This window comes from Nonomuraea longispora (genome assembly GCF_004348345.1).
GTDB classification, from domain to species: Bacteria; Actinomycetota; Actinomycetes; order Streptosporangiales; family Streptosporangiaceae; genus Nonomuraea; species Nonomuraea longispora.
The window spans coordinates 1-1,259 of record NZ_SMJZ01000437.1 but is presented as its reverse complement, the minus strand read 5'-3'; the positions used below and the strand labels follow the sequence as shown (position 1 = coordinate 1,259).

The 1,259-nt window shown below is 74.8% G+C and carries 1 protein-coding gene; it reads left to right on the top strand.

Annotation, left to right across the window (positions count from 1 at the left end):
• Positions 1-1,259 (top strand): serine/threonine-protein kinase (locus E1267_RS43805; protein WP_132342224.1); only part of this gene is annotated, 1,259 nt, incomplete at both ends.

The window sequence follows — 1,259 nt, the reverse complement described above, 5'->3', positions numbered from 1 at the left end:
GCCGGGTCGCGCTGGCCGTCCACGACGAGACGGGCGTCGAGGTCGCGATCAAATACCTCTCCTCGCGGCTGCTGCACGATCCCGCCGCGCTGGCCAGGTTCCAGTCGGAGGCGCGGCTGCTGATCACGCTGCGCGACCCGCACATCGCGACGTTGTGGGAGTACGTCCAGGACCCGCACGGCGCGGCCATCGTGATGGAGCTCGTCAACGGCGTCTCGTTGCGGGCGCTGATGCGCGAGAACGGCACGACGGGGCCGGAGGCGGCGCTCGTCGTGCTGAAGGGCTCGCTGCTCGGCCTGGCCAAGGCGCACGCGCTCGGCCTCGTGCACCGGGACTACAAGCCGGAGAACGTGATCGTCCGCGACGACGGGGTGAGCAAACTCGTCGACTTCGGCATCGCGGTGCGTCAGGGCACGGTCGCGCGTGCCGAGGGCACGCCTCCCTACATGGCGCCCGAGTTGTGGGAGGCGCGGCCCGCCTCCCCCGCGACCGACGTGTACGCGGCCACGGCCGTCTTCTTCGAATGCCTCACCGGGCACAGGCCGTACCGGTCCACCGAGCCCAGCGTCCTGGGCTACCAGCACCTGTACGCCCCGGTGCCCGCCCACGACGTTCCCGAGCCGGTGCGCGGGCTGGTCATCCGCGGCCTGGCCAAGGACCCGGCGCTGCGGCCGGTGAGCGCGTCGGCGTTCGTGGCCGAGGTGGAGGCCACCGCCAGGGCGGCGTACGGGGACGACTGGGAGGAGCGCGGCAGGCGGCGGCTGGCGGCGCTCGTCGCGCTGCTCGCCCTGCTGCTGCCCCGGCCTGATACGCCCGTTCCCGAGGTCGGCACGTCGCTGGCCAGGACGGTGTTCCGGGAGACGGGCTCCGAAGCGACCCGCGTGCCGCGCGGGACGGGCTCGCGGGCGACCCGCCTGAAGGTGTTACGGGGCATGCGGTCGAAGGCGGTCCGCGTGGTCGTGACCGCCGGCGTGGCCGTCGCGGTGGCCGTGGCCGTTGCGGTCGTGCTGCTCAACCGGCAGCCGTCGCCACCTGACCCGATCGGCGCGGCGGCCGCGGTGCCGCCGACGGAGCTCTCGACGGGACCGGTCTCGGGCCCGCCGGAGACGCCCGGCGGCGGCCCTGAGTCCACGCCCTCGACGGGGACACCCACCGAAGGCACCCCGGGCACGCCGCCCGAGAGCACGCCCGGCCCGACGTCCAGCGACCCGACGTCCAGCGGCCCACCGACGAGCCCGGCGGACGCGGACCCCGAGGAG